This window comes from Mesorhizobium sp. M1227 (genome assembly GCF_040318315.1).
Classification (GTDB): Bacteria; Pseudomonadota; Alphaproteobacteria; order Rhizobiales; family Rhizobiaceae; genus Mesorhizobium.
This window is the reverse complement of record NZ_JAMYLZ010000019.1, coordinates 51,373-72,692: the sequence shown is the minus strand read 5'-3', so window position 1 is coordinate 72,692 and position 21,320 is coordinate 51,373. Positions and strand designations below refer to the sequence as shown.

At 62.0% G+C, this 21,320-nt stretch carries 23 protein-coding genes and 1 tRNA gene; 14 read left to right on the top strand and 10 right to left on the bottom strand.

The genetic code is table 11. The features are described from left to right. Positions 1–70: 70 nt before the first annotated feature. From rsmI to NKH28_RS21180, 4 genes are all read left to right on the top strand, one after another. Positions 71–997 carry a 16S rRNA (cytidine(1402)-2'-O)-methyltransferase gene (gene rsmI, locus NKH28_RS21195; protein ID WP_352980345.1) on the top strand — a complete coding sequence of 309 codons (927 nt, stop codon included), beginning with the start codon at positions 71–73 and terminating at the stop codon, positions 995–997. After that, on the top strand, positions 990–1,367 hold the full coding sequence (locus NKH28_RS21190) for a YraN family protein (RefSeq protein ID WP_352451879.1): 378 nt from the start codon (positions 990–992) through the stop codon (positions 1,365–1,367). The genes rsmI and NKH28_RS21190 overlap by 8 nt, the downstream gene beginning before the upstream one ends. A 192-nt stretch (positions 1,368–1,559) precedes the next feature. Next, positions 1,560–2,531 (top strand): complex I NDUFA9 subunit family protein, encoded by a 972-nt coding sequence (locus NKH28_RS21185; protein WP_352539784.1) that lies wholly within the window; start codon positions 1,560–1,562, stop codon positions 2,529–2,531. 82 nt (positions 2,532–2,613) lie between these two features. Then, positions 2,614–2,850: a metallothionein gene (locus NKH28_RS21180; RefSeq protein ID WP_352926009.1), complete on the top strand. Its 237-nt coding sequence runs from the start codon at positions 2,614–2,616 to the stop codon at positions 2,848–2,850. Positions 2,851–3,172: 322 nt separating this feature from the next. On the opposite strand, the gene NKH28_RS21175 is transcribed toward NKH28_RS21180, so the two are convergent. Beyond that, positions 3,173–4,423, bottom strand: a complete 1,251-nt coding sequence (locus NKH28_RS21175; RefSeq protein WP_352980355.1) for a flavin-containing monooxygenase — start codon at positions 4,421–4,423, stop codon at positions 3,173–3,175. A gap of 93 nt (positions 4,424–4,516) precedes the next feature. Continuing rightward, positions 4,517–5,323 (bottom strand): undecaprenyl-diphosphate phosphatase, encoded by an 807-nt coding sequence (locus NKH28_RS21170; protein ID WP_352473563.1) that lies wholly within the window; start codon positions 5,321–5,323, stop codon positions 4,517–4,519. A 162-nt stretch (positions 5,324–5,485) separates the two neighbouring features. Here NKH28_RS21170 and NKH28_RS21165 point away from each other — a divergent pair, with 162 nt between their 5' ends. The 9 genes from NKH28_RS21165 to NKH28_RS21125 all read left to right on the top strand — a co-directional run bounded on the left by NKH28_RS21165 (position 5,486) and on the right by NKH28_RS21125 (position 14,186). After that, positions 5,486–6,178, top strand: a complete 693-nt coding sequence (locus NKH28_RS21165) for a glutathione S-transferase family protein (RefSeq protein WP_352476844.1) — start codon at positions 5,486–5,488, stop codon at positions 6,176–6,178. Continuing rightward, positions 6,159–7,319 (top strand): tRNA epoxyqueuosine(34) reductase QueG, encoded by a 1,161-nt coding sequence (queG, locus tag NKH28_RS21160; RefSeq protein ID WP_352473562.1) that lies wholly within the window; start codon positions 6,159–6,161, stop codon positions 7,317–7,319. The genes NKH28_RS21165 and queG overlap by 20 nt, the downstream gene beginning before the upstream one ends. Continuing rightward, positions 7,316–8,224: an SDR family oxidoreductase gene (locus tag NKH28_RS21155; RefSeq protein WP_352614731.1), complete on the top strand. Its 909-nt coding sequence runs from the start codon at positions 7,316–7,318 to the stop codon at positions 8,222–8,224. Before queG ends, NKH28_RS21155 begins: the two co-directional genes overlap by 4 nt. A 56-nt stretch (positions 8,225–8,280) precedes the next feature. Continuing rightward, a complete protein-coding gene (mepA, locus tag NKH28_RS21150; RefSeq protein ID WP_352980344.1) occupies positions 8,281–9,375 on the top strand; it encodes a penicillin-insensitive murein endopeptidase in 1,095 nt (364 codons plus the stop codon). 121 nt (positions 9,376–9,496) lie between these two features. Next, on the top strand, positions 9,497–10,522 hold the full coding sequence (locus tag NKH28_RS21145; protein ID WP_352473558.1) for a glucokinase: 1,026 nt from the start codon (positions 9,497–9,499) through the stop codon (positions 10,520–10,522). 118 nt (positions 10,523–10,640) lie between these two features. Further along, positions 10,641–12,500: an ABC transporter ATP-binding protein gene (locus NKH28_RS21140; RefSeq protein WP_352980343.1), complete on the top strand. Its 1,860-nt coding sequence runs from the start codon at positions 10,641–10,643 to the stop codon at positions 12,498–12,500. Beyond that, positions 12,497–13,330, top strand: coding sequence for a 4-hydroxy-tetrahydrodipicolinate reductase (gene dapB, locus NKH28_RS21135; RefSeq protein ID WP_352683980.1), 834 nt, complete (start codon positions 12,497–12,499; stop codon positions 13,328–13,330). The genes NKH28_RS21140 and dapB overlap by 4 nt, the downstream gene beginning before the upstream one ends. Before the next feature lie 77 nt (positions 13,331–13,407). Beyond that, complete coding sequence (locus tag NKH28_RS21130) at positions 13,408–14,028, top strand: 2,3-bisphosphoglycerate-dependent phosphoglycerate mutase (RefSeq protein WP_352473555.1); 621 nt, start codon at positions 13,408–13,410, stop codon at positions 14,026–14,028. A 73-nt stretch (positions 14,029–14,101) separates the two neighbouring features. Continuing rightward, positions 14,102–14,186 (top strand) — tRNA-Leu (locus NKH28_RS21125). A 129-nt stretch (positions 14,187–14,315) separates the two neighbouring features. Here NKH28_RS21125 and NKH28_RS21120 read toward each other — a convergent pair. The 8 genes from NKH28_RS21120 to NKH28_RS21085 all read right to left on the bottom strand — a co-directional run bounded on the left by NKH28_RS21120 (position 14,316) and on the right by NKH28_RS21085 (position 20,920). After that, complete coding sequence (locus NKH28_RS21120; protein ID WP_352980342.1) at positions 14,316–14,687, bottom strand: DUF4087 domain-containing protein; 372 nt, start codon at positions 14,685–14,687, stop codon at positions 14,316–14,318. Positions 14,688–14,765: 78 nt separating this feature from the next. Then, positions 14,766–15,239 carry a hypothetical protein gene (locus NKH28_RS21115; RefSeq protein WP_352980341.1) on the bottom strand — a complete coding sequence of 158 codons (474 nt, stop codon included), beginning with the start codon at positions 15,237–15,239 and terminating at the stop codon, positions 14,766–14,768. Positions 15,240–15,381: 142 nt separating this feature from the next. Further along, positions 15,382–15,789: a lysozyme inhibitor LprI family protein gene (locus NKH28_RS21110; RefSeq protein ID WP_352473552.1), complete on the bottom strand. Its 408-nt coding sequence runs from the start codon at positions 15,787–15,789 to the stop codon at positions 15,382–15,384. Positions 15,790–15,889: 100 nt separating this feature from the next. After that, positions 15,890–18,184 carry a lysozyme inhibitor LprI family protein gene (locus NKH28_RS21105; protein ID WP_352980340.1) on the bottom strand — a complete coding sequence of 765 codons (2,295 nt, stop codon included), beginning with the start codon at positions 18,182–18,184 and terminating at the stop codon, positions 15,890–15,892. 39 nt (positions 18,185–18,223) lie between these two features. After that, positions 18,224–19,114: a Do family serine endopeptidase gene (locus NKH28_RS21100; RefSeq protein WP_352980339.1), complete on the bottom strand. Its 891-nt coding sequence runs from the start codon at positions 19,112–19,114 to the stop codon at positions 18,224–18,226. Between the two features lie 143 nt (positions 19,115–19,257). After that, entirely contained in the window at positions 19,258–19,629 is a 372-nt protein-coding gene (locus NKH28_RS21095) for a hypothetical protein (RefSeq protein ID WP_352980338.1), read from the bottom strand. Between the two features lie 102 nt (positions 19,630–19,731). Then, on the bottom strand, positions 19,732–20,121 hold the full coding sequence (locus tag NKH28_RS21090; protein ID WP_352980337.1) for a hypothetical protein: 390 nt from the start codon (positions 20,119–20,121) through the stop codon (positions 19,732–19,734). Between the two features lie 235 nt (positions 20,122–20,356). Continuing rightward, positions 20,357–20,920, bottom strand: a complete 564-nt coding sequence (locus tag NKH28_RS21085) for a hypothetical protein (protein ID WP_352980356.1) — start codon at positions 20,918–20,920, stop codon at positions 20,357–20,359. On the opposite strand from NKH28_RS21085, the gene NKH28_RS21080 reads away from it, so the two are divergent. Further along, positions 20,883–21,284: a hypothetical protein gene (locus tag NKH28_RS21080; RefSeq protein ID WP_352980336.1), complete on the top strand. Its 402-nt coding sequence runs from the start codon at positions 20,883–20,885 to the stop codon at positions 21,282–21,284. The genes NKH28_RS21085 and NKH28_RS21080 overlap by 38 nt on opposite strands. The last annotated feature ends 36 nt before the right edge of the window (positions 21,285–21,320 follow it).

Genomic DNA, 21,320 nt, shown 5'->3' with positions numbered 1-21,320 from the left:
GGCCTTTGCAACCCAGGCTTTTGCAACCAAGCGTGAGCCGTGCCAAACAGGGTCGAACGGAGTTGTGCAGGTGACCGGCGAATCGGCCAAACGCAGTTACGTGGTCGGGCAGACCGAAATCGCCGCCCGGCCGCTCGAGCCGGCGCTCTACCTGGTGGCGACGCCTATCGGCAATCTCGCCGACATCACGCTGCGCGCGCTGGAAACGCTCGCCGCCGCCGATATCGTCGCTTGCGAGGACACACGTGTCAGCCGCGTGCTGCTCGACCGCTACGGCATCCGCCGCCGCACCACCGCCTACCACGAGCACAATGCCGGCGAGGCCGGACCGAAGCTGATCGCGGCGCTCGAGGCCGGCCAAAGCGTAGCGCTGAGCTGGGATGCCGGCACGCCGCTCATCTCCGACCCCGGCTACCGGCTGGTCGGTGAGGCGCTGGATCGCGGCATTCGTGTCGTGCCGATCCCCGGACCGTCGGCGCCACTTGCCGCGTTGACGGCATCCGGCCTGCCCTCGGACGCGTTTCTGTTTGCCGGCTTCCTGCCGGTGAAGACCGGGCAGCGGCTGACGCGGCTGGAAGCGCTGAAGGCGGTGCCGGCAACGTTGATCTTCTTCGAATCGCCGCGCCGGCTGGCCGAGACGCTCAGTGCCATGGTCGAGGTGCTGGGCGGTGCCCGCAAGGCGGCGATCGGCCGCGAGCTGACCAAGACCTTCGAGGAGATGCGGACCGACACCCTGCAATCGCTCGCCAGCCATTATGCGGGAGCCGATACGCCCAAGGGTGAAATCGTCATCTGCGTCGGCCCGGCCGATGCGGTCGCTGATGAGCCAGAAGACATCGACCGGCTGCTGCTTTCGCTCGCCGCCGAGATGCCGGCCTCCAAGGCAGCGGCGGAAGCCGCCAAGATGACGGGTGGCCAGAAGCAGGCGCTCTATCGTCGGCTCCTCGACCTCAAGAATGCCGGAAGAGACGGGACCGGCGGAGACGGCGATGGCTGAACGGCCGAGCGCCAGCCGACAAAAGGCCTACCGGCGCGGCCATCACGGCGAATGGCTGGCGGCGGCGGCGCTGATGCTGAAAGGCTACCGAATTCTGGCCCGCCGCCACCGCACCAGGTTCGGCGAGATCGACCTGATCGCGCGGCGCGGCGATCTGGTGCTGATCGTCGAGGTCAAGGCGCGCCGCACGCTGATGGAGGCAATGGAAGCAGTCGGCCGTGAATCGGAGCGCCGCATCGAAGGCGCCGCCGATTTCTGGCTGTCGCGCCAATCCGACTACGGAAAATTATCGGTGCGCTTCGACATGGTGGCGGTGCTGCCGTGGCGCTGGCCGGTGCATGTCGAGAACGTTTTCTACGGGCGGAACTAGGCTATTCCCGAAGTGGGGCCGTTTTGCTGCGCCTGCGGTTCAGATCATGGTTTGCCGATCTGTCAAGCATCCGCCCAGCGCTGACTGGAACAAAAGCGTTCCTGCGTTGTTCCCCAATCGTCCTGATGTTCGACGGGCTGGTTCAAATGCCGGCCAGGGCAATCCTCGTGGCAGCTATGCGAGGACAAAGGGATGGCGAGGCAAATGGATCCCGACGATCTCAACCCGGTACGGATCGTCACCGTGTTCGGCGGAACCGGCTTTCTCGGGCGCAGGATCGTGAAGCGGCTCCTGGAAAGAGGTTTCACGGTGCGCGCTGCATCTCGCCATCCAGCTCGCGTGGCCCTGGTCTTTTCCTCGATTACAAGGATGCCCGAGGCAGTCGAGGCGGATATATTGGATGCGTCCTCGATCGGGTCGGCCATTACCGGATCACAGGCGGTCGTGAATGCTGTCAGTCTTTACGTCGAGCACGGCGTCCAGACCTTTGAACGCGTGCATGTGAAAGCCGCGGCCGATCTCGCTGCCGCGTCGCGCGACCGCGCGATCGACCAGTTCGTCCTGATTTCAGGGATCGGCTCCGATCCTCAATCGGATTCGAATTACATAAGGGCGCGTGGGCGCGGAGAAGGTGCCGTGGAAAGCGCATTTCCCGGCGCTTTCATTGTGCGTCCCGCCGTCATGACAGGACCTGACGACGCTTTCCTCACGACCATTGTGAGGATGATACGCCTCCTGCCGGTCTATCCGCTGTTCGGCGATGGTGGCACACGGCTTCAGCCGGTCCATGTGGCAGACGTCGCCGAAGCAGTGAGCCGGCTGATCGACGGGCGAACCCACACGGGTTCATCCATATTCGAATTCGGTGGCCCGCGCATCTATACCTATAAGGAACTGCTTCGGGAGATCGCCCGACAGCTCGATACGCACGTCAAGCTGATGCCGGTGCCGTTTGCGGTATGGAACGCCTTGGCTGGCGTCGCGGAACTCCTCCCGGCTGCCCCCATAACGCGCAACCAGATCGATCTTATGCGTCAGGACAATGTGGCAGCAATCGACGCGCCTGGCCTGAAGGAACTCGACATCGAGCCGCGGGATATCGACGAGGTGATCCGTGCGATCGAACAGCGCCGTGGCGTAGGCTCGCGCTCGTCTCCGCCTTAGGACGGCCCCCTGATCCTGGCGGGAACCTATCGCCGCGCGACAGGTTGGTCGAGCTTGAAGCCGTGAAAGAAGGAAACGAACTATGGCCAGATGCGATCAATGCGGGAATGACTACGACAAGGCTTTCAAAGTGACGATGGCCGAGGAGACCTACACGTTCGACAGCTTCGAATGCGCGGTCCAGAAACTTGCTCCGATATGTCCGCATTGCGGATGCCGGATCATCGGACATGGCGTCGAACAGGATGACATCATCTACTGCTGCGCACATTGCGCCGCGGAGGAAGGTGCGAACGCGCTGACCGATCGCGCGCCTTGATGCACCTCCTTTGGCGTCTCCGGGTCGACCATTCCGAACGACTGCGCCGGCTCACCCCATATTGCCAGTGCTGTCAGCACGACGACGACCAGCCGAGGTCAAGACGCCGAGGTCAAGGCCGCCGCACGTTGATGGAGGCAATGGATGCAGTCGGCCACGAATCGGAGCGCCGTATCGAAGGTGCCGGCGATTTCTGGCTGTCGCACCAATCGGACTACGGAAAATTGTCGGTGCGCTTCGACAAAAGGCAGCGTGCGTCGTCTTGATCGCGCCAGAGCTGTCATGTTCTTGCACGTTCAAGAACCCGCGTTCGACGGCTCGTTTAGACGTCGTTCCGTGGCAAGTCGGCTCCCGCTTGGACGAGTCGCTCCACGACGGCGGCCGCCTCCTCTGGAATGGCCGGTATGGTGCCCGACTTCCGCGTCGATCCGAAATCGAGGCCGGCGAAAAAGAGACCTGGAACAACGCCGACGCCATCCTCGTGGACGGGCTGGCCGGCTGCATCGAGCGCGCCGGGAAGCCGAACCCATGAGAAATCGCCGGTGAAGCCGGTGCACCAGATCACTGATCTGATGCCGCTCGCCGTCCAGTCGAGGGAGCGGATCGGAGGATCGGGCAAGCGCGGTTCAATCGTCTCGGCTGGATCATCCTCGGCCAGTGGCGCTTCGAGGCCGGCGCGCTCGATGTACTCGTCAACCAGGCGCTTGGCATTCGCGGAGACCTCGTCGGCAAACCGCATATGGTCGTCGAGCTCGTCGCCGAAGACGAGGTTGCCGTTCTCCACACCCCTGAAGCGGCCGAGCAGCACCACGCCCTGTGCACTCAGCGATTGCAGGCTGATCGTATGGGTCGCGCCGACCAGCGCGCGGGCCTGCAGCTTGCCGGAGGGGAGGACGAGTTCCTTGCGCGGAACGTCGAGAAAACCGGACAGCGTCAGCCATTTAAGTATGTTGCCCCCGCGGTAGCGCCGCACCCAACGGCCGTTGCGGCTGGTCGCCAAAAAGACCGCACGTCCGGCCAGCGCCAGATCCTCGGCGATCTGGCCGCCCGACTGACCGCTGCCGACCACCAGCACCGCGCCACTCTCTAACTCGGCCGGGTTGCGATAAGCCGAGGAATCGACTTGACGAATTGCGGTTGGCAAATCCGCCGACCCTGCTGGCCGGACCTGCCGATTCTGGTCGCCGGTGGCGATCACCACATTGCGCGCCAGAAATGCCCCGTCCGTCGTGGTGATGCGAAAGATCCCGTCGTCTCTCGTCAGCTCTTGCGCCGGAGTTTGGGTGCTTACCGGCAGGCGGTGCCGCTCGGCATAGCCTTCGAGATACGCGACAAATTCGTGGTGGGTTATCGCGCCCCACGGCTCGGGCCCCTCGTAGGAATCACCGGGTAAGATGGAGCGAATGGTCGGCGAATTCAGTCGAAACGAGTTCCACCGCTGCGTTCGCCACGTTTCGCCAATCCGGCCTCGATCGAGCACACGGTGGTCGCGGCCCTGCCGTTTCAAGAAGTAGCTGACGCCGAGTCCCGCCGGACCGGCGCCAATAACGAGGGCATCAAGAACTTCGCTCATGCATTCCCCTGCCAACCATACGTCCACAAGATCGTGTGGCTCGGCTTCGGGCAAGAATAGAGTTCCGGCTGGGATTGCGCTATCCGCGCCGGCTCATCCCCAGATGGCCAGCCCCGCCAGGCCGACGATGCCGACGACCAGACGCCACCAGCCGAACAGCGCATAGCCGTGGCGCGAGACGTAGTCGAGCAGGAAGCGCACGACGATTAGCGCGGTGACGAAGGCGGCGACGAAACCGACGGCGATGATGGGCAGGTCGGCGCTGCTCAGCACATTGCGGTTCTTGAACAGGTCGAAGGCGAAGGCGCCGACCATCGTCGGGATGGCAAGGAAGAAGGAGAATTCCGCCGCCGCCCGTTTGTCGACGCCGAGCAGCAGCGCGCCGACGATGGTCGAACCCGAGCGCGACGTGCCGGGGATCAGCGACAGGCACTGAAACAGCCCGATCTGCAGATAAAGCCTGGTCGGAAACCGCTCGACATCGTGGTAATAGGGCTTCGGCTTCATGCGATCGACCAGCAGCAGGATGACACCGCCGATGATCAGCATGATGCAGATCAGCCGCGGCGATTCGAACAGCACCGTCTTGATGAAATCGTGCGCCAGCGCGCCGATAATGGCCGCCGGCAGGAATGCGATGAGGATGCCAAGGACGAAATGCCGCGTCAGCCGATCGTAGGGCAGCTCGAGCAGCATCTTCCAGAGACGGCGGAAATAGACGCTGAGAATCGCCAATATGGCGCCGAGCTGGATCAGGATCTCGAAGGCCTTGCCGGTCGAATGAAAGCCGAGGAAATGGCCGGCAAGCAGGATATGACCGGTTGAAGACACCGGAATAAACTCGGTCAGGCCCTCGAGCATGCCGAGCAGCAGCGCTTCGACGACGGTCTGGCTTTCCATGGCAACCTCGGCGTTGGAGTGAGGGCGTGAGAAAAGGGCTTGCTTGTCACGGCGCGGAACTCCCCCTATAGGACGCAGCACCCTGACAGCCCGCTGAATCGGGCGGCCAAGACTTACCGGCGCAGCCGGCGATTTGCCAGTGCGCTCTATTATCGCGGGACCATGCTGACGCTTTTCCACCATCCGATGTTCGCCAGCTGCCGCTTCGTCCGCCTTGCCTTTGGCGAGTATGGCGAGGAACTGGCGCTGATCGAAGAGAAGCCGTGGACGCGGCGCAAGGAGTTCCTGGCGCTGAACCCGGCCGGCACGCTGCCGATCCTGCTCGCCGAAGGCGACGTGCCGATCGTCGGCGCGATGGTTATCGCCGAATATCTCGATGAGACGCGCGGGGTACTCAAGCGCGACAAGCGGCTGTTCGCCGAGGATCCGATGGAGCGCGCCGAAATCCGACGGCTGACCGACTGGTACCTCAACAAGGCGGAAAGCGAGGTTACCCGGCACCTAGTGCGCGAGCGCGTCCTTAAGCCGGTCATGCCGGAAACGGCAGGCGGCGGCTCGCCCGATTCGGCGGCGATCCGCGCCGCCCGCGCCAATATCCGCCAGCACATGAAATACACCAACTGGCTGGCCGGCACCCGTCATTGGTTGGCCGGCAACAAGGTCACCTATGCCGATCTCGCGGCGGCGGCGGCACTGTCGGTGCTCGACTATCTCGGCGAGATCGACTGGCGCGAACACAGCGCCGCGCGCGAATGGTATACAAGGGTGAAATCACGGCCTTCGTTCCGGCCGCTTCTGTCCGACCGGGTGCGCGGCCTGTCGCCGGTGTCACATTATGCGGATCTCGATTTCTGATACGGCAAAGCTGCGCGCGCTGATCGACCGCGAGGCGCGGAATGCCGGCTTCGACGCCGTTGCCGTCACCACGCCCGATGCGATTCCGCAGGCGCCGGAACGGCTGGCCGAATTCGTTGCCGACGGCTTTCACGGCTCGATGGGCTGGATTGCCGAAACGCTCGAGCGGCGAGGCAAACCGACGACGCTTTGGCCAGAGGTCCGCTCGATCATCGTGCTGGCGATGAATTACGGCCCCGACCACGACCCACGCGACATCCTGGCAAAGCGCGACCGTGGCGCGATCTCGGCCTATGCGCAGAACCGCGACTATCATGACGTGATGAAAGGCCGGCTGAAGGAGATCGCCGGCAAGATCGTGGCGCGCGCCGGCGGGGACGTGAAAGTGTTTGTCGACACCGCGCCGGTGATGGAAAAGCCGCTGGCCGAGGCGGCCGGCCTCGGCTGGCAAGGCAAGCACACCAACCTGGTCAGCCGCGCGCATGGCTCCTGGCTGTTCCTCGGCACCATCTTCACGACGGCCGAGCTGGTGCCGGACGCGCCTGAGAACGATCATTGCGGCTCCTGCCGGGCCTGCCTCGACGCCTGCCCGACGGACGCCTTTCCGGCGCCTTACCGGCTCGATGCGCGGCGCTGCATTTCATACCTCACCATCGAGAACAAAGGACCGATCCCGCATGAGTTCCGGGAAAAGATCGGCAATCGCATCTATGGCTGCGACGACTGCCTGGCCGCCTGCCCGTGGAACAAGTTCGCCCAAGCCGCTTCGGAGGCAAAGCTTGCCGCCCGCGCGGACTTGCGCGAACCGCCGCTCGCCGAGCTGCTGCGTCTCGACGACACTGCCTTCCGCACGCTTTTTTCGGGCTCGCCGATCAAGCGCATCGGCCGCGACCGTTTTATCCGAAACGTGCTGATAGCGGCCGGCAATTCCCAGGACTTGTCGCTGGCCGGCGCCGTTCGCGCGCTGCTCGACGACGCCTCGCCCCTGGTTCGCGGAGCTGCGGTATGGGCGCTGTCGCGGCTGGTGCCGGGTCGGGAGTTCGCCGAACGTGCCGCAGCCGCTTTGCAAGCAGAACATGACGAGGCGGTGAGGGGCGAATGGCTTCTGGCCCTGCCAAAGCCGATCGAGGCGCATACATGACAAAAAAGCAGATTTTCATCTTCGGCGCCGGTTATTCGGGCAAGGCCTTCGCCCGCGCCAACAGGGATGCCGACACAACGATCTTCGGTACAACACGGTCGCTGGAAAAATTCGCGGCGCTGCGGCAAGCCGGTATCGTGCCGCTGCGTTTCGATGGCACGCTGACCTCCGAAATCGGCGATGCCCTTGGGAAGACAACCCATCTCGTCGTCTCGGTCGCGCCGGACGAGGCCGGCGACCCGATGCTGGGCGCGGCACGCGAGGAGATCGCGGCCAACATGCCGGAGCTCGAATGGATCGCCTATCTCTCCACCGTCGGCGTCTATGGCGACCGTGGCGGCAATTGGGTGGACGAGGCCGCCGAATGCCGGCCGTTGTCGAAGCGGTCGGTGATGCGTGTCGCAGCCGAGCAGGATTGGCTACAATTGGGCCATGACATCCACCGGCCGGTGGCGATCCTGCGGCTTTCCGGCATTTACGGGCCGGGCCGCAACGCCCTGGTCAACCTGGAAAACGGCACTGCGCGGCGGCTGGTCAAGCCGGGCCAGGTGTTCAACCGCATCCATTGCGACGATATTGCCGGTGCGCTCTGGCATCTCGCCGAGGGCAATCGCGGCGGCATCTTCAACGTCACCGACGACCTGCCGGCGCCGCCGCAGGACGTCGTCGCCTATGCCGCCCAATTGATGGGCATCGAGCCGCCGCCCGAAATTCCGTTCGAGACCGCCCAACTTTCGCCCATGGCGCGGTCTTTCTACGGCGAGAACAAGCGTGTCGCCAACGCGGCAATCAAGGCGGCCGGTTATGGTTTTCGCTTTCCCGACTATCGCTCGGCGCTCGATGCCATGTGGGCGAGCGGCGACTGGCGCGACGGCGAGGCGCGCAGCCCGATGAAACGGTCATGATCGATACGTTGCGCGGGCTATGGTATGATGCGGTTCAAATCGCGGAGGGGTCCAGCTTGGGGAAGACGTTAGCGCGAGCCTTGCCGGGCAAAACGCTGCTGCTGACGGCAGTACTGGCCATCGCCGGCTTGGCGGCGCTTGCAACGCAGCCAGGGAGCGCCGAGCAACGGGCAAAGGACCTGTTCGGCGCCAAAAAGCTGCCGGCACTCGCAGCAGCGCAATCGATCGGCTTTTATTCCAAAGGCTGTTTTTCCGGCGGCGTCGCCCTACCCATGGACGGCCGGCACTGGGAGGTGATGCGACCGTCGCGCAACCGCCGCTGGGGTCATCCCGCAATGATCGCGCTGATCGAGAAACTGTCGCGCGATGCCGCTGCCGACGGCTGGCCGGGCTTGCTGATCGGCGACATCTCGCAACCGCGCGGCGGTCCGATGCTGACCGGCCATGCCTCGCACCAGATCGGCCTCGACGCCGACATCTGGCTGACGCCGATGCCCGACCGTAAGCTCTCGGCCGAAGAGCGCGAAAACATCAGCGCTACCTTGATGGTCGATGAAAAGACCCATTTGGTGAAGGACGGGCTGTGGACGCCGATGCACACGCGGTTGTTGCAGCGCGCCGCGAGCTATCCCGAAGTCGAGCGCATCCTGGTCAATCCAGGGATCAAGAAGAAGCTCTGCGACACGGTCAAAGGCGACCGCGGCTGGTTGCGCAAGGTCAGGCCGTTCTGGGGCCACGACTACCACTTCCACATTCGCATCGGCTGCCAGGCTGGATCACCCGACTGCAAGGCGCAGGAAGCGACGGCGCCGGGCGATGGCTGCGACCAGGCGCTGGCCTGGTGGTTCACCGAGGGGCCGTGGCGCCCCAACAAGAACCCGGACAAGCCGAAGGCACGCGACGTGATGACGATGGCGAACCTGCCCAGACAATGCCAGTTCGTGCTCGACGCGCCGGCTCCGCCCTCGGCCGAAGCAGTCACCTACTATGGTGACGGCGTACCGATCGCAGCAGAACCCGCTCTCGCGGCAGAGTCTTCGCCGCCGCCGACGGTCGCAGCCGGCGCGGCAGCGCTTCCGGCCTCGGCGAACGCCTTTGTGGCGACCCCCGAGATCGGCATTCCGCTGCCGCGGCCACGACCGGGGCACTGATGCGGGCAGCGTGTTTGCTGTCTGCATCCGTGCATCTCCACTTCGAAAACCGATTTCCCTTTTTGCGGTCATGCGCTAGTCAACGAGAGAACGGCGATACGCGTCGGGAACGGACGAGAGCATGCCAGGCGTAAGCGACGACGACACTCTGTTGCGATTTCCGATCCTGATCGGCGACATAGGCGGCACCAATGCGCGCTTCTCGATTGTGCTCGACGCAAATTCCGAGGCCGGCGAGCCGACGATCGTCCAGACCGCCAACTTCAATACGATAGACGAGGCGATCCAGTCGGCCGTGCTCGACCGCTCGTCGGTCCGGCCGAATTCAGCTGTGCTGGCGGTAGCCGGTCCTGTCGAAAGCGACGAGATCCCGCTTACCAATTGCCCATGGATCGTCAAGCCGAGACAGATGTTCGCCAGTCTCGGTCTCAGCGACGTCGTGGTGCTCAACGACTTCGAGGCGCAGGCGCTGGCTGTCGTCGCGCTCGGCGAAGAGCATATGGAAAAGATCGGCGGCGACGAGCCGGAACCGAATTCCGGGCGGGTGGTGCTCGGCCCGGGAACCGGGCTCGGTGTCGCCGGGCTGGTTTATGCGCTGCATCACTGGATACCGGTGCCCGGCGAGGGCGGCCATATGGATATCGGCCCGCGCTCACCGCGCGATTTCCAGGTGTTTCCGCATATCGAGAAGCTCGAGGGCCGCATCTCCGGCGAACAGATCCTGTCCGGACGCGGCCTGGTCAATGCCTACCGGGCGGTGGCCAAGGCGGACGGCAAGCCGTCGCCCTTTACAACGCCTGCCGAGGTCACCGCCGCGGCGCTGGCAAAGAACGATCCGGTGGCCGAAGAGGCGCTGTCGATCTTCGTCACTTGCCTAGGGCGCACCGCCGGCGATCTCGCTCTGGTGTTCATGAGCCGCGGCGGCGTGTTTCTCACCGGCGGCATCGCGCAAAAAATCCTGCCGGCGCTGCGCACCGGCAATTTCCGCGCCGCCTTCGAGGACAAGGCGCCGCACAGCGCCCTGATGCGCGGCATGCCGGTCTACGTCATCACCCATCCGCTTGCGGCGCTTTTAGGGCTGGCCGCCTATGCCAGAAATCCGTCGCTGTTCGGCGTGCAGACGGCGGGGCGGCGCTGGCGGGTTTAGGACACAAGCTGCGCCGCGACGAAGTTTCCCGTCCCCGGCCATAGGCAAGCCGCCATCGGGGCGTTAAGAGGTTGCCGAATTGCAGTCCGGCCAAACCGAAACCACAAAGCGCTCCAACGTGACAATTCCAGCACCAACCAAAGGGAAAGTCCGTCCCAGCGAGATCGTGGCGGTGATCCGCCGCATCATCGCCGAGAACAGCCGCGATTATCGCTGGTACTATGCTCTTGCCGTGCTGTGCCTGGTGACGATCGCGGCGACGACCGCCTTCACAGCCTGGATCATGAAGGATGTCATCGATCAGATCTTCTACCAACGGCGCGGCGATCTTATCGCGCTGATCAGCGTGTCGATCCTGGCCGCCTTTATGCTGCGCGGCCTGGCCAGCTACGGCCAGGCAGTGACGCTGGCCAAAATCGGCAACAATCTGGTGGCGCGCTATCAACGCCGCATCTTCGACCATCTGATGAAGCTCGGCGTCGGCTTCTTCAATGACACCCGCTCGGGCCGGCTCGCCGCGCAGATCAACGAGAACGTCAACGGCATCCGCGATCTCCTGTCGATGACGCTGACATCGCTGGCGCGCGATGCGGTATCGCTTGTCGCGCTAGTCGGCGTCATGATCTGGCAGGACCCGATGCTCTCGGCGATGTCGCTGCTGATCGGCCCGCCCTTGATCTACAGTGTCACCTATCTGATGCGCCGGGTGCGTCGCATCACCCGTGAATCGGTGCAGATCAACTCGCGGCTGATCGGCGCCATGCAGGAAGCGACGCAAGGCATCGCTATCGTCAAGGCCTTCACCCTGGAAGACGAGCTGTCGCGCCGCATCGGCGGCCTCGTCGCGGGCGCCGAGCAGCGGGCAAACAAGATCGCCCGCGTCTCGGAACGGCTGACGCCTATCTCCGAAATGCTGGCCGGCTTCGCCGTCGCCGGCGTCATAGCCTATTCCGGCTACCGGGCGACCGTCGGCGGCCAGCCGCCGGGCGCGGTGTTTGCCTTCATCACCGCCCTGCTGCTTGCCTATGATCCGGCCAGGCGGCTGGCGCGTATGCAGGTTGGCATGGAAAAGTCGCTGGTCAATGCGCGCATGATCTACGAGCTTCTCGACCTCGAGCCGCAGCAAGGTGACGTGCCGGGAGCCGCCGAGGCGAAATTCACCTCTGGCGAAGTGCGCTTCAACAACGTGTCCTTCCGCTATGTCGAAGAGGCGCCGGTCCTGCACGATCTGACCTTTGTCGCCGCCGCCGGCAAGGTGACCGCCATCGTCGGCGCCTCGGGCGCCGGCAAGACGACGCTGGTTGCGCTGCTGCAGCGCTTCCATGACGTCGAGTCGGGCAGCATCGAAATCGACGGCCAGGACATTTCAAAGGTCACCAAGCATTCGCTGCGCGGCTCGATCGCCTATGTATCGCAGCAGCCCTATCTGTTCGAAGGCACCATCCGTGACAACATCCGCTACGGCAGGCTGAGCGCCACCGACGCAGAGATTGAACGCGCCGCCCAACAGGCCGCGGCACACGATTTCATCCGCCAGCAGCCGCAAGGCTACGACACGCCGGTCGGCGAGAACGGCGTGACGCTGTCGGGCGGCCAGCGCCAGCGCGTATCGATTGCACGCGCCATCGTTCGGCAGGCGCCGATCCTGCTGCTCGACGAAGCCACCTCGGCGCTCGACAACGAGGCCGAGGCCCGCGTCCAGGAAGCGCTGACCCATGTCATGGAAGGGCGCACCACCATTGTCATCGCGCACCGGCTGTCGACGGTGGTCAATGCCGATCATATCATCGTGTTGGAGCAGGGCCGGCTGGTCGAACAGGGCACGCATGCCTCGCTGATGGCCGACCCGCACAGCGTCTATGCGCGGTTCCATCGGGTGCAAGGCAGGAAAGGGCTGGGGCTTGTCGATGACGCCAAGCCAATCCAGACTGCGGCGCAAAATGATCACGCGAAAAAGGCGGTCGGGAGACATTCATGAGCGACACGCCGACCGTGAGTGAAATGGGCCTGGTGGTGGTGGGCGCGGCTGGCCGCATGGGCCAGGCGCTGATCCGCGCCATCCACACGATACCGGGCGCGCGTGTCGCCGGCGCCATCGCGCCGGCCGGTTCGCCACATCTCGGCAAGGATGCCGGCGAGCTGGCCGGCGTCGGCAGGCTCGGCGTGGCGATCGGCGACGATCCGCTGCCGGCCTTCGCCAAGGCCGACGGCGTGCTCGATTTCACCACGCCGGCAGCGACCGTCGAATTCGCCGGCTATGCGGCGCAGGCGCGCATCGTCCATATCATCGGCACCACCGGCTGCTCGGCTGAAGACAATGCCAGGATCGCGGCGGCGGCGCGGCACGCGACGGTGGTCAAGTCAGGCAATATGAGCCTCGGCGTCAATCTGCTGGCGGTGCTGGTTGAGCAGGCGGCGCGCGCGCTCGATGCCGACGATTTCGACATCGAGATCCTGGAAATGCACCACCGGCACAAGGTCGATGCTCCGTCGGGCACGGCGCTGCTGCTCGGCGAGGCCGCCGCTGCCGGGCGCGGCGTAGCACTTGCCGGCAACGATGTTCGCGTGCGCGACGGCCATACCGGCGTGCGCAAGGCAGGCTCGATCGGTTTCGCCAGCTTGCGCGGCGGCTCGGTGGTCGGCGACCACAGTGTGGTGCTGGCCGGTACCGGCGAGCGCATCACGCTTGCCCATCATGCCGAGGACCGGGCGATCTTTGCCCGCGGCGCGGTCAAGGCAGCCCTGTGGGCGCGCGGCCGCAAGCCGGGCCTCTATTCGATGCGGGACGTGCTCGGCCTGACAAGCTGATCCACAGATTTGGCTGATCCACAAGATTTGGCTGATCCACAAGATTTGGCTGATCCACAAGATTTGAAGGAGCAAATATGTCGAGAACTCTCGTGCTCGTGCGCCACGGCCAGAGCGAATGGAACCTGAAGAACCTATTTACCGGCTGGCGCGACGTCGACCTGACCGAACTGGGCCATGCCGAGGCCAAGTCGGCCGGCGCCAAGCTCAGGGCGCGCGGCATGAAGTTCGACATCGCCTTCACGTCGTCGCTGATCCGGGCGCAGAAGACCTGCCAGCATATTCTCGACGCCGTTGGCCAGAGCGACCTCGAGACCATTCGCGACCAGGCGCTGAACGAGCGCGACTATGGCGATCTCTCCGGCCTCAACAAGGATGATGCGCGCAAGAAATGGGGCGAGGAGCAGGTGCATGTCTGGCGCCGCTCCTATGACGTGCCGCCGCCCGGCGGTGAAAGCCTGAAGGACACCGGCGCGCGCGTCTGGCCCTATTACCTGCACGATCTGCAACCGCATGTGCTGCGCGGCGGCACCGTGCTGGTGGCGGCGCACGGCAATTCGCTGCGCGCGCTGATCATGGCGCTGGACGGCAAATCGGGCGAGGAGATCGTCAAGCTCGAGCTCGGCACCGGTGTGCCGATCATCTACACGCTCAACGCCGATTCCACGGTGGCGTCGAAGGAAGTGCTGGAGCATTGAGCCGGAGAAGGAACGCGGCTTTCAAAAAAGCGCGTTGACACTCATCCCTCGCCCGCTTAATGAGCGCGCACCAGCCCAGATGGCGGAATTGGTAGACGCGCACGGTTCAGGTCCGTGTTCCGCAAGGAGTGGAGGTTCGAGTCCTCTTCTGGGCACCAAATTCCCGTTTCGAACCGATTGATGCGGTTTCAGAGACCCAAGAAAAAGCCCGGTTTGCCGGGCTTTTTCTTGATCCAATGCTCTAAGCTGCCTACCGTCAGCCATGGTATCCACAAGATATCCAACAATTATCCGTCCGGGTTAGGCAGCGATCTGTCGTTGCGACAGCGCAGCAGCGGAAGGATTTGGCCCGAGATCACTCTGGTGATCTTCTGTTGCTTGGCGTTGGTTACGACGTTCACGCACGCACATCCGTAGCCGTGACCCGAACCAGGCACATTGGTCTCGACGAATTGCCGCTCGTCAAAGGCCGGCACATTGTCGATGCCCTTGGGATCCGGGCGTCCCTGCATCTGGATCCACCAATCCCCGTCACTGTCGGTCAGGACGAGGTTGCCGGGGGTCGGGCTGGAGTACCAGCCACAACGGCGCTCGGCATGGGCGGCTGCAGACAAGGACATGATAGCCAGGCAGACACAGATAGCGAACAGTGGGCGCATGAATATCTCCTCCCTGAAGTAGGTCAGGTCGTGCCGCCGATCCGTTGGCGCCGGGGACGCGCATGACTTTTGCGAGCCTTATGGCTTCAACTTCGTGTCCACATGTTCTTCGATCAATCCGCAATGAAGCGTCACGGGCGCCCTTTGGACGTTGCTGAGTGGACCGTCGATGAAATCGCAGCCGAGCAGATTGACCGAGCTGCTCTTGCGCGCCGACGCAACGTTGACGTTGACATCGGGAGGGCCGGCAAGCCAGTCGAGACGCTTTGCGTCGACCTTGGCGCCGCTGATGCGGGCGTGGCCGCCTGTGCCCGGTATCTCCACCTCTTCGTCGTGCGGTGTGAGATCGATCAGGCCGACTTCGTTGGCGTGCTTCGCGGCGCTCGGCTTGGGGTCGCCGTAATAGGAGGCGAAGACGACGATTCCCTCCTTTTCAGCCGCGAGCTTGGCGGCTGCTTTCTTGGACAGCGTGACGTTGACGTCGAAGCCCATGTCATCCTGGGCTGTTGCCGGCACGGCAGATGCCAGCAGCACAGATGCCGCAATCGCCATTGCGAGCGATGATCCGCAGCGTTTCACAATCCACCTCCTTCAAGTCCCCACGCAGTGATGATGCCCCTCGCATTGTTCATATCTGGCAGCGACGTCATGCTCGCCGCCGGCTTCATCATGATCAAATAAGTTGCAGCACGTGTCAGTTCGCGGCCGGAACGGGGCAACTCAGATCGCCTTCCTTGCAATTCAGGTAACCCTCGAAGGCTTTGACACGGGATTGCGTCAGGCCGTCCATGCACTGCGCGATGAGCATCGGTATTACGCTTCCTCCGGCCGATCCAGCAGTCTGAAAACTGCACTCCGCGTCGCGAAACTTGCCCCAATCCCGCTGTGCCTGAACAAGAAGCTTCTTGGTATCCGCATCGTCCTTCAGGCGGGCTTCGATCTGCTTGTAAAGCTCATTGAGCTTCTTGTCGGATTTCTGGAACTCGGCACCGAAGCACTGATTCATGGTGGCCTGATCCTTGGCATCGGCGCACTTGTCCTTGGCAAGGGCGAATGTCGGCGCAGCCAGAACCACGGCAGCAGTCAATATCGCTATTTTCATCGATTTCCCTTTCCGATTGCAGTCAAGCTCTTAAGTTGCTCAGCCCCGCCCTATGTTCTCGTCAGCTGTCCGTTATTGCCACGATCGGCCCATGGCCCGATTATCTGGTTTTCATTGGATCAGCTTTGCCACCTTCGGCGACCGTGACGTTGCCGACCTTTCCTGAGCCGGTCAGCGTGCCGCCCTCCTTGACCATGACTTCGCCGGAGACCTCTCCGTCAACGACAAGCAGTCCCGAGACGGAAACGTCACCGGTCAAAGAGCCGGTCACGTGCAACTCCGCTCCCGCCACCACTTCCGTCATGCCCGAATATTTGTTCTTGCCGCTCAGCGTCAGCTTGCCACCGGCAACAACGAGGCCGCCGCTGTCGCCGGCGTCATCAAAGTCCGCGATGGTTCCGTCAAATTGCCCGTCGGCTGCTGTCAGGATCAGTCTGCCCGCGCCCAGATAGACCTCGCCTTTACCGCCAAGGTTGCGAATGGCCGTATCGTTCAGGGAGTGCGCCACTCCCCAGGGCTTCAGGTGGTTTCCTTTCTGATCGATGTTGAGCACACCGTCGACTATGACGCGCGAGGAATGCTCGATGCTGCCCGGCCCGGCCAGAGTAAGATAGCCATCGGCCGCGATGTGGGTTGTGCCCGTGTAGGTATTGGCCCCGGTCATGCGCACGTCCGCGTCCTTCTCGATCGTGAAGTCGCCGGCGCCGAAGATGTTCCCGGCCAATCCGAGCCATCCGTCGCTGCCCATTTCGCCGTTCACTCGGTTGAGCTGCACTTGATCCTTGACAGCCGCGTCTGTCGTAAAGTCGGCAGCGCTGACAAAATAGGGTGAATAGGCGGTTGTTTTGTTCTCCAGATCATACATCACGGAATTGGACTGAAAGAAGGGTAGGCCGACCCAAATTCCATGGCCTCTCTCCTCATCGCTTTGGCGATCGATAACGACATCGCTGTATTCCCTGTTGTTGAAACTATCGTCAAATCCAAAAAACTTGAAGTTTATTATGCCAGAACTGTATTTATCAATTTTAAAACCTTTCGACTTTAGCTTATTTAAAGTATCTTCATTCGTAATATGAACAAATGTCGCTGTTCCTGTATCCAATAAGACGGGTCCGCTGAAATCAACCGATTGCTTCTTTCCCTTATGGTCAAAAGAAATCGTATAACGGTAAGACCCTTCGTACTCATTGGATGCATTCGCGCCTGATCGCGGGAATCGTCTCTGGTAAGCCTGAAAATCCCCTTCGCCCCACGGCGTCAGGGCCGTAAACTGGGATCTCAGACTGGGGGACAAATTCAGCGTCAGGCACGGACCGCAGCCCGGTGTCGTCTTCCTTTTTCCAAGATTTGCATTGGCAGAGACCACATAGCCGCTTCGGGTTTGACCGCCGGGGGCACTGGTCTGGTCTCCTGGAAAGATAAAATCGGCGGCTCCAAAGATGCCGTAAAACGTCGTCGAACCACCGGGTTCGCCTTTCTGCATTCTCTCGCGCGCATTAAGATCCGCATAGACTGGCGTATCGCCGTATTGACCAACGGGCTTCTGCATCAATTTCACATCCTCGAGGTCGCCGAAACCCTTGGTGTAGACGTAATCCACCACCCGAGCAGCGCTAAAGCCGCCGTCGAAGGTTACGACAGGCTCCCACGCATCATCCGGATCGTAAAAAGACAGGCTGTCGAACCGTACCTGTTGTACCCAATCGCCATAGGTGCCGTCACCATAGGCGTACATTGCGGGCTTGCTGCCGGGCACCGGCTTTACGCCAGGGACGCTCGAATCGATCTCCGCGTTGAACTCATCCGACCCGGTGTCGAATTCGAACAGACGAGGCTTGGCACTATTGATGCCCACCATGATCCCGAGTTTGTGATAACCACCGTCGGTTCCGTATTCCCTGACGTGTTGCAATGGAATAAGTATCGGGCCGGCAGCCTGGACAGGGACGGTCTCTTCGGCCACCGCAGGTGCGGCATGTGATGTGTTCGCTGCCGGAACGGGGCAGCTCGGATCGCGTTCCTGGCATTTCAGGTAATCCTCGAAGTCTTTGACACGGGATTGCGTCAGGCTGTCCATGCACTGCGCGACGAGCATTGGCATTACACTTCCTCCGGCCGCTCCCACGGTCTGGAAACTGCACTCCGCGTCGCGAAATTTGACCCAATCGCGCTGTGCTTGAACAAAAAGCGTCTTGGTATCCACATCATCCTTCACGCGGGTTTCAATCTGCTTGTAAAGCTCGTTGAGCTTGTTGTCGGATTTCTTGGACGCGGCATCGGCGCACTCGTTCGCGGCGGCCTGATCCTTGGCGGCGTCGTAGCACTTGTCCTGGGCAAAAACGAAAGCCGGCATGGCCAGGACCATGGCAATGGTCAGCGTCGCGGTTTTCATCGGCTGACCTCTGTTTAGAACTGCCGGCCCGGTCGGCTGCTAGTTGGCATCGTCGTCGTTCGATCCGGCAGCGTCGTCGGTACTGTCATCCGTCGCATCGTCATCCGAGCTGTTGTCGTCAGTGTCGGTGTTGTTGTCGCCATCACCACCGTCCGTTGGGTCTGCATCGTCATTCTGATCGCTCGAATCGTCCTGATCGTCGGAACTATTGTTGTCAGTGCTGTCATCCGACGCATCGTTATCCGTACTATCGTCGTCAGTGTCGTCGTTCTGATCGCTCGGATCGTCCTGATCATCGGAACTTTTGTCATCGGCATCGGGAGGAGACGTTTCTGCGTCCTGACTGGCGTCCCCAGGCTGCGAGTCGTCCCCGCGATAGCTTGTGTCATTGAGGCCCGTCTCCATCTCCTCGTCATACTCATCGACGATCTGCGTCCATTCCTCTCGATTGTCGACGCTCGTCCATTGGGAGATATTGTTGACCGAGATGTTGGTGTTGAAGTTGTTGACGGTGATGTTGGTGTTGACCTCGACGACGTCTGTGACTTCTGTCCCGCGGTTCACGCCAAACAGGAAACTGGTGGCACTCGCGGCAAGGGCGGCCCAAACGAACCTATCGACATCGCGCGGCGTCGAAATCGGCTGATGCCGCACTGTGGCAAGCACGTCACCCGGTCGGATGCCTTGCCGCGCGGCAACACCGTGGGGTGCAACGGCCAGGACATACACGCCGCGAAGCTTGGGCGGGATCTGGTAGCGGTGCCGAGAGGCGTGATTGATCGGTATCAGAACCGCGTTAAGAGCCCGGGAAACATAGGGTTTCGGCAGATCATATTTGCTGGCATACGCAACATTGATCGTGTGCGGGACAGCTACACTCACAACAGCCGTCATTTTCACTGAAGTTGCCAATGCACGGGCGAGCTGCATTATCAGTCTGGATTTTCGAACGGTTTGCATTTTGCACATCCTGCAGCTGATGATTGGAGTCGATCTCAGAGCCCCGGCGCCCCGGAGCGCTCACCAATCATTCTCCCCCTGCACCAACGGTCAGCGGCAATTTCCAGCGATCATCACCGTCGTTCCGTAACTTCCTCGGCAAAACACTTTGCCAGGTCTTGCGGCGCTCCGAGCTTCTTCGCCCAGGATACCAGTTCAGGTTTTTCCGACGGCTCGGCATAGCCGCCCCACACGTCGCGAAACTGCTTCTTTCCGTCGACTGTCTGGAAGAACATCACGCCGTCGTCGCTCACCGGCGTGGAGACGTAGGCGGCGCTCCAGCTGCCGCTCTCCATGATCGTGAAGAACTTTGCCTGAGCGGGCTTGAACTTATTGGTCATCGCCGAGACGACGAGAGGGGCATATTCCTGCTTGCGCGCCTTCGTCACTTCGACCTTTATACCGTCACAGGCGTTATTCGCAGCGAAAGCGGACGTCAGCGCCATTCCCAACCCCGCAAGGCCGACCATAACGATTTTGGCATGTCGCCGGACCAGGCCGCTGAATTCAGACATGATTGGCTTCCTCCTTGTTCGCCCCCGAGTCCCTTAATCGGAATCGTCATCGTCGGATGAATTGTCATCGTCCGGTGTATCGACCTCGCAGCCGATGCCGCGGCAGCCTTGGTAGTTGCCTTGCGTGTCGAAGTTCGGATTGCCTTCCTTGTCGTACTGCGGCCTGTCGTCGATGCTTTTATCCCTGTCATCAGGATCGTCGACTTTACATCCGAGCCCATGGCAGCCGATGTAACGGCCCCTGGTATCGAAGTTGGGATTGCCGTTCCTGTCGAACTGCGGCCGGTCGTCTATCTTCCGGCTCCCTTTATGGGACCGATCAACCAGGCAGCCCTTTCGGCGACAACCATCGTAGTCGTCGGTGGTACAACCGACGATCGCCATCAAAGCAGTGACCAAGGCCGCACAGATTACGAGTTTCATGATTCATTCCTCCGACCGGCTGGCGGCGGACATCGTCCATATCGGAAGGCCATTGCAGGCGGCGATCCCCGCCTTTGCCGCGAAGGCTGGCGCCAATCGGAGGAGGGCAAAGCTTCGCCGGCCATCAAACGAGAGCCAGGCTGTGGGCGATGCATTCGACGACTTAGCCGACGGTTGCCGTAGTCTCTTGCGTCGGGTCGAACGCTCCCGGCCGGGGCCGCCGCATTAGCGAGTGTCAATATTCCTCTCCATGCTTAGTGCCCCGTCCGCCCAAGCATGTTTCAACGATCCGCTGACGCGGCTGTGCTTCCAAGAAATGCATCCAAGTCAGCCTATGACAAGGACAAATCCCAATATCGCAGGATTGAATTTTGCAAATGCTTAATAATTCGGAATCAGCACGGGCTATCTTAGCAGGTACTGAAATGTGACCAGCAGCAAGATTCAGGAATGCTTCCTTAGGTTTGTTCTCATTAAGCCGAGTTAGTACAAGCAATATTCTATGCTGTTGTGAATTTTGCGCCAGCTCTACAAAAAGGGCGCGACGAACCCACCCCAATCGCGATCTATTGTGGTATTTTGTCGAACCCAGCCAACCCTTGCGAGGGCCGAAAGAAACGTGCCCTTTGCCCGACTTTTCAACGCTGCGGAGTGCCAAATAGAGGCACAGTGGGGGCGGCACATCCCACAAAAGCTCGCAGAGGCGGCTGCGGCCGACCGGATGCGGCGCCAGCGCCAGATAGGCGAGCAGCGCACACAGCTTGCGCGATTTTGGGAGCCGGCTGATCGACCAGAACATCGCGCAAGGGCATTATCTCGGCGCGCTGATCGCGGCCGAACCGGCACTCGAAGTGGTAGCGCCGGTGAGCATCAACATCGTGTGCTTTCGCTACCGCGCGGACGGACTGGGCGGGGAGCGCCTGAAAGCGCTCAATACCGAGATCATGCTGAGGCTGCAGGAAGAAGGCATCGCCGCCATTTCCGACACGACGGTGCATGGCCAGCATAGCCTCAGGGTGGCGATCAACAACCACCGCACCCGGCGCGACGATCTGGACCTGCTGGTGCGGGAGACCGTGCGGCTTGGACTGGAGATTTCAAGGCCTGGCGTGGCTCTTCCTTCTCCCCTTGTGGGAGAAGGTGGACGCGAAGCGGCCGGATGAGGGGTGTTCCAGCTTGATACTGACGGCACTCCGTCC